The 6,699-nt window shown below is 74.7% G+C and carries 5 protein-coding genes and 2 pseudogenes; 4 read left to right on the plus strand and 3 right to left on the minus strand.

The window, feature by feature from the left end; all coding sequences use genetic code 11:
* A pseudogene (locus BGM09_RS31590) lies at positions 1-327 on the plus strand (SGNH/GDSL hydrolase family protein); the annotation flags it as partial.
* On the opposite strand, the gene BGM09_RS31595 reads toward BGM09_RS31590, so the two are convergent.
* From BGM09_RS31595 to BGM09_RS31605, 3 genes are read right to left on the minus strand one after another with little or no spacing between them, the layout of a single operon-like run.
* Complete coding sequence (locus BGM09_RS31595) at positions 228-1,187, minus strand: biotin-dependent carboxyltransferase family protein (protein WP_188285168.1); 960 nt, start codon at positions 1,185-1,187, stop codon at positions 228-230. The pseudogene BGM09_RS31590 and the gene BGM09_RS31595 sit on opposite strands and share 100 nt — an antisense overlap.
* Entirely contained in the window at positions 1,184-1,864 is a 681-nt protein-coding gene (locus tag BGM09_RS31600; protein ID WP_188285169.1) for a 5-oxoprolinase subunit B family protein, read from the minus strand. Before BGM09_RS31600 ends, BGM09_RS31595 begins: the two co-directional genes overlap by 4 nt.
* The gene (locus tag BGM09_RS31605; protein WP_188285172.1) at positions 1,861-2,694 is read right to left on the minus strand and encodes a LamB/YcsF family protein; all 834 of its coding nucleotides are present in this window, start codon (positions 2,692-2,694) and stop codon (positions 1,861-1,863) included. The genes BGM09_RS31600 and BGM09_RS31605 overlap by 4 nt, the downstream gene beginning before the upstream one ends.
* 236 nt (positions 2,695-2,930) lie before the next feature.
* Here BGM09_RS31605 and BGM09_RS31610 point away from each other — a divergent pair, with 236 nt between their 5' ends.
* The 3 genes and pseudogenes from BGM09_RS31610 to BGM09_RS31620 form a co-directional block, all read left to right on the plus strand.
* Positions 2,931-4,445 (plus strand): hypothetical protein, encoded by a 1,515-nt coding sequence (locus BGM09_RS31610; protein ID WP_188285170.1) that lies wholly within the window; start codon positions 2,931-2,933, stop codon positions 4,443-4,445.
* Positions 4,446-4,554: 109 nt separating this feature from the next.
* A complete protein-coding gene (locus BGM09_RS31615; RefSeq protein WP_188285171.1) occupies positions 4,555-5,469 on the plus strand; it encodes a hypothetical protein in 915 nt (304 codons plus the stop codon).
* Positions 5,470-5,585: 116 nt separating this feature from the next.
* Positions 5,586-6,699, plus strand: a pseudogene (locus BGM09_RS31620) (hypothetical protein); the annotation flags it as partial.

The following is a 6,699-nucleotide window of genomic DNA, read 5'->3' on the forward strand; positions in this document are numbered from 1 at the left end:
ACCCGCGGCACCCGGTGGATCGCCGACCGCTGCACCGACCTGCTGCCCGATCTGCTCCGGCTGGCGGGCACCGAACTGCGCCACCACCGGCAGGGCAGCACAGCGGTGTTGGAGGAGGACGCGCGGCGCGCCACGGTCGCGGCGCTCGCCGCGCTCAAGATCCCGCCGGGCCCGGCGGCGCAGCCCGTGTCGCGGTGGTACGACCCGCCGCGCTCACCGGCGCCGGGTCAGCGTGTGCTGAGCGGCACGAAGCGGACCGGCGTCCCCGGCGGTGACTGGGCGGCGCCCGGCAGTGAACCCTCGGGGACCACGCCGATGACCGGATAGCCGCCGGTGGTCGGATGGTCGGCGAGAAAGACCACAGGACAGCCGTCCGGAGGCACCTGCACAGCGCCGAGCACCATGCCCTCACTGGGCAGTTCACCGCCGCGGGCCCGGCGCAGCGCCGGGCCCCGCGTGCGCAGCCCGATCCGGTTGGACGCGGGCGAGACGGTGTGACCGCCGCCGAACAACGTACGGAAGGCGTCCGGCGCGAACCAGTCGTCACGCGGTCCGCGCACCACCGGAAGGACCAACTCGGCTCCGGGGCCGGGCAATGCCAGCACATCGCCTCCGCCGAAACCGCCGCCGAAACCGTCGCCGAAAACGCCGCCGAAACCGTCATCGAGGACCCCGCCGAGGGCCCCGCCGGAGCCCCCGAACCGGCCGCCGACGGGCAGCACGTCACCCATCGCGAGCGGCGCGGGACCGAGCCCCGACAGCAGATCGGTCGACCTGCTGCCCAGCACCGGCCGTACGGCCACACCGCCGGACACCGCCAGATAGCCGCGCAGCCCCGGCTCCGCCCGCCCCACGTCGAGCACCGCCCCGCCGGGCACCCGTACCGGCGCGCCCCACGCGGCGGGACGCCCGTCGACCCGCACCGCGCACGGCGCGCCCGTCACCGCCACCAGCACCGCGTGCGAGGCCCGCAGCGCGCAGCCGTCGACCGTCGTCTCCAGCCCGGCGGCCTCCGCCGGATTGCCGACCAGCCGGTTCGCCGCCCGCAGCGCGGGACCGTCCAGCGCGCCGGACCGCGGCACCCCCAGATGCGCGTGGCCCGGTCGCCCGAGGTCCTGCACGGTGGTGAGCGCTCCCGCCCGTACGACGGTCAACTCGGCCCGCCCGCCTGCCGCCGTGTCCCTCACCCCCGCACCTGCGTGAACCGCACCTGCGTGAACCGCACCTGCGTGAACCGCACCTCGGTGCCGGGGCTCAGCAGCGCCGCTGGCTCCCGCTCGGGGTCCCAGAGCGCGGCGTCCGTCGTGCCGACCAGTTGCCAACCGCCGGGCGAGGAGCGCGGATACACCCCCGCGTACGGTCCGGCCAGCGCGACGGAGCCGGGCGGTACGGCGGTACGGGGCTCGGCGCGGCGCGGTACGCGCAGGTGCTCGGGCAGTCCGGTCAGATAGCCGAAACCGGGCGCGAAGCCGCAGAAGGCCACCCGGAAGGTCGTCGCGATGACGGTCCCCGCCACCTCCTCGGGGGTGACGTGCCACAGCCCGGCCACCTCCGCGAGGTCGGGCCCGTCGAAGCGCACCGCGATCTCCACGGCCGCGCCTCGCCCCCGCGGCACCGCGGGCACGTCCCACGCGGCCACCTCGGCGGCGAAGCCCCGCGGATCGGCGAGCCCGCACACCAGCACGGTACGGGCGGCGGGCACGATCTCCGTCACCCCGGCCAGCTCCCCGGCCGCCCGCCTGCGCAGCAACTCGGCGTGCAGCGCCTCCGTCTCCTCACCGGTCGCGGACTCGACCAGTACGGCGTCCGCCCCGGCGCGCAGCACCCGCGGCCCCGCGCCCGCCCCGGAACCCGCCCGGCTCACGCGAAGGCCGCGATCCGCAGACCCGACGCCTCCAGCGACTCCCGGACCCGGGCCGCCAGCCGGGCCGCACCCGGTGTGTCGCCGTGCACGCACAAGGACCTGGCCGCGACCGGCACCGTTTCGCCGGTGATCGCCGTCACCCGCCCGTCGCGGGCGATGCCCACCGAGCGGGCCACCACCTCGTCCTCCGACTCCAGCACCGCGCCCGGCTCGCGGCGCGGGACCAGCGTGCCGCCCGAGGTGTAGGCGCGGTCGGCGAACGCCTCGTGGACCGTGGGCAGCCCTTCACGGGCCGCCGCGAGCAGCAACTGCGAGCCGGGCAGGCCGAGTACGGGCAGTTCCCCCGCGAGCCGCACGCCCGCGACGACGGCCACCGCCTGCTGCGCGTCGTGCACCGCCCGGTTGTAGAGGGCGCCGTGCGGCTTGACGTACGCCACCGTGGTGCCCGCCGCGCGTGCGAAGACCTCCAACGCGCCGATCTGATAGGCGACTTCGGCGGCCAGTTCCGCCGCGGGCACGTCCATCGAGCGCCGGCCGAAACCGGCGAGATCGCGGTAGGAGACCTGTGCGCCGATCCGTACGCCCCGCTCCGCCGCCAATTCGCATACCCGCCACATCGTCGACGGGTCGCCCGCGTGGAAGCCGCACGCGACATTCGCGCTGGTGACGACCGACAGCAGCGCCTCGTCGTCGGTCAGCCGCCAGCGGCCGAAGCCCTCGCCGAGGTCGGCGTTCAGATCGATGACCGCGCCCGGGGCGGTGTCGGGAGCTGTGTCAGGACCTGTTCGAGGAACCGTGTCGGGTGCCGCCCCGGTGACCGCGTCCGCCATGATGATCAGCCCGTCCTCGTATCCGAGTATCCCGAGTATCCCGAGTTTCCGCGTACGAACGGCGCCGAAGGTGCTCCGCGCGCCGCCCGCGAGTGTTCCGTGCCTGTGCCGTGCCTGTGCCGAAGCTGTCGCGGGACCGATCATGGCACTCCCGCGGGCCGACGCGCCGGGTGCCCGCCCCGTGGCGATCCGTGCCGTTTCGTTCGTTGTCGGTGCCACCGCCTAATGTGTGGGGCGTGACCACCACGATCCCGTACTCGCTGCCGGGCGCCGCCCGGCCCGCCCCGGGCCCGGCCGCCGACGAGGGCCTGGCCCGCAGGCTCAAGGCGCTCGCCTGCACGGCGCCGCTGCACGACCTCGACACCCGCAAGGCGAACCTCGCGGGCGAGTACTCGGTGTACGCGATGGCGGAGATCGCGCTGGCCGCGATCGACCTGGTCACGCTCAACATGGACTTCGACACCGGCGCGGACCACGACCAGATAGTGGCCAGACTGCTGCCCCGCGTCGCCGCGCAGGCCCCCGTCCGGGGCCAGGCCGAACACGAGCGCGTCGCCCGCTGGGTGCTGGAGAATCTGATCAACGTCGGCAGCGCCGACCGCGGCTTCCGCGCCGTCTACGGCACGTTCGGCGCCGACGGCGGATATGTGCGGCGGGACTACGACTTCAAGCTGATCGAGGAGGTGCCGGGTCCCGACGGCAGCGTCTACCTGCGCACCACCGACGAGGCGGTCAACGTCCTGGTCGGCGCGCTCGACACCGACGTCACCAGCGCGCAGATCGCCGCCGAGGTCAAGCTGGAGGTGCTGATCAGCCGCGGCCGGCTCGCCGACGCCCAACTCGCAGCGGAACAGGCCAGATACCGCACCGTGCAGTACGCGGAGACGCTGCGCCGCACCCTGGAGGCCACCCGGCGCAACGTCCGGGCGGTCGACTGGCTGCGGACCGTCCCCGACATGATCGCCGAAGCCCTCGACCACGTCGCCGACCGCTACCGGCACGAGAACGCGATCCTCACCAACATCCGCAAGGCGCGCGACGAGGCGGAGGAGCCGGAGCACAAGCGCCGCGCCGCCGAACTGGTCGACATCGTCAAGGACTGCATCCGGCGGCACACCCAGCTCCAGTCCAGGCTGCTGGAGGCCGGACCGCTGTTCCGCGCCGAGCAGGACCGGCAGGCGTTCGCCGCGCCCCCCGCGCGCGCCGGACTCGACCTGTACGGACAGCTCGTCGCGCCCCTGCTGCCGATCCCGGTCGAGCGGGCGTCACGGGTCACCGACGCGTTCTTCGCCCGCGGCGCGGGCCTGCGCACCCCGTCCGCCGTACGCGTCACCGACCTGGTCGAACTGCTGCTCACCCCGCCGCTGGAGCGGGAGCACCTGGGCGCGGAGATGCCGGAACCCGACCTGGTCGCCACCCCGGACGACAGCAGGTTCAGCGAGGAACAGCTCGAATCCGCGCTCGACCTGCTCGACCTGCCCCACGACGCGCCGCGCCGCCTGTCCGGGCTCCTCGCCGACGCCCGCCGCCGCGACGACTCCGAACTGCCCTATCTGCTGGCCCTGCTGGCGATCCACGCCGCCTCCCCGCCGGTCGGCACCGCCTACCGCCAGGGCGAACAGCGGCTGCTCTTCGCGGTGGACGACGGCACGCCGCTGGACGACCCCGAATTCGGCGGCGCCGACCTCATCGTCGGCACCGCGCGGCTGGACACGGCGGCGATGACGGCCGCGCGCGCGGAGCCCGCATGAGGCCCCGCACGGCAGCCGTCCGCCGTTTCCGACCCGGCGGCGCGCCGCCACGTACGGCGCACGCGGCGGTGCCGACCGGCGTCATCCCCTGGACCGAGGAGAGCGAGAAGTGAGCGAGTACCGGGAGACGGCGGCGGACGCGCCCGAGGCCGCGGCGTACGAGGCCGGGAGCGCGGGACCGGCGCGCACCGGGGGAGTGACGCCCGGCGACGCGGCGGACGCCGCCCGCCTCGTGGGCTTCGGGCTCCAGCCCAAGCTGCTGCCCGCCCGTGACGCGGAGTACGCGGACCTGATCCGCCGCCACCGCGAGGACCCCGCCTTCGCCCGCCTGGCCGACGCGGTCGCGGCCGGACTCGGCCTGATCGTGCTGGAGGTCTCGCCCCGCGCCGGAATGGCCCTGGCGGCGGGCGAGGACTCGGTGTTCGCCGTCCGGATGGGCGACTACGCCCGCCGCGCCGCCTCCGACGCGGGCGACCGCTTCCTGCACGGCCTGGCCCACCTCGCCGCCGCGGCGCTCGCCTTCCCGCGCCCCGAAGACCTCGCCGACGACGGCTACATCGGCCGGATCACCGTCAACGGCATCGACGCCTTCATCCGCCAGGCGTGCCGCCGTCTGGAGGAACAGGCCGACGAGACCGGCGAGAACACCGACCCGGCCAGCGACGCACCAGGTCTGGAAGCCGCCTGGCGCGTCTACACCCGGCGCAGCGCGACCGGCGCCACCAAGGACGCCCGCAGGCTGGCCAGTTCCACCACCGGCATCATCGGCAAGGCCGTCGCCTTCCTCGTCGACTCCGGCTTCCTCCAGCGCACCGGCGACGAGTCGGGCGGCACCTACCGCACCACCGCCCGCTACCAGTTGCAGGTCCGCGACATGGCGGGCAGCGCCGCCATGGCCGAACTGCTCGACCTCGGCATCGTCCCGGTCGGCGACGGCAGCGCCAGCCTCGTCCCGGCCGCCGCCGACGACAGCGGCCTCGACCTGGCGGCGGACGCCGGTCTGCCGTTCCACGCCCACACCTGACCCGGATCCCGCCTCCCACCTGACCCGGGTCCCCACACCACTCGCCTTCGACCCCCACCCGCCCCCGACGCCCAGTCCACTTCCGACCTGAACCACGAGCCACGAGAGTCCGCCGCATGTACGAGCTTTCCCGACTCCGCCTCTACTCCATCGGGCCCGCGGGCGCGCGCTACGCCGACACCGTCCTGGACCTGCGGGGCGTCGGCGAGCCGGTGCCGCAACCCGCACCCGCGCAGGGCGAGTTCTTCGCCGACGAGCCCGCGGGACCGCCGCGCCGCCCAGCGCCCGCGGGCGTGCTCTTCCTGGAGAACGGCGGCGGCAAGTCGGTCCTGCTCAAGCTGATCTTCTCGGTGATGCTGCCCGGCCACCGCAACACCCTGGGCGGCGCCAGCTCCGGCGTCCTGCGGAAATTCCTGCTGGCCGAGGACTGCGGCCACGTCGCCCTGGAGTGGCAGCACACCGTCACCGGCGAGCTGGTCGTGGTCGGCAAGGTCAGCGAGTGGCGGGGCCGCCAGGTCTCCACCGACCCGCGGAAATTCGCCGAGGCGTGGTACTCGTTCCGTCCTGGGCCCGGCCTCAGCCTGGACTCGCTGCCGGTCGCCGAGGCCGCCAGCGTACGGCCGCCGGTCGAGGGCATGTCCGGCGCGCGCGGCAGGCGCCGCACCATGAAGGGCTTCCGGGACGCGGTCACCGAGGCGGGCAAGGCGTACCCGCACCTGGAAGTGGTGTGGGAGGAGATCCACGACCGGTGGAACGAACACCTCGGCCACCTCGGCCTCGACCCCGAACTCTTCCGCTACCAGCGGGAGATGAACGCCGACGAGGGCGAGGCGGCGGGTCTTTTCGCCGTCAAGAAGGACTCCGACTTCACCGACCTCCTGCTGCGCGCCGTCACCGACACCCGTGACACCGACGGCCTCGCCGACCTCGTGCACGGTTTCGCGAACAAGCTCGGGCGCCGCGCCGAACTCATCGCGGAACGCGACTTCACCGCGGGCTCGCTCGACCTGCTGGAGCGGATCGTCGAGACCGCCGCCACCCGCGACCAGGCCCGCGGCGTCCACGCCCAGTCCGAGCGCCGCACCCGCGCCCTGGCCCGGCGGCTCTCCGCCCGCGCCCAGCAGGAACGCGGCAGGACCACCGAACTGGCCGAGCACATGGCGCGCGCGGCGCACAGCGTGACCGACGCCGACCGGGCCCGCGGCGGCAGCGCCCTGATCGCCGCCGAAC

Origin of the sequence: Streptomyces sp. CBMA29 (genome assembly GCF_014596445.1) — a bacterium.
Lineage (GTDB): Bacteria > Actinomycetota > Actinomycetes > Streptomycetales > Streptomycetaceae > Actinacidiphila.

Bases quoted from the DNA above. Each gene is read 5' to 3' on its own strand.
- BGM09_RS31605 (WP_188285172.1), bottom strand. From the start codon at position 2,694: ATGGCGGACGCGGTCACCGGGGCGGCACCCGACACGGTTCCTCGAACA.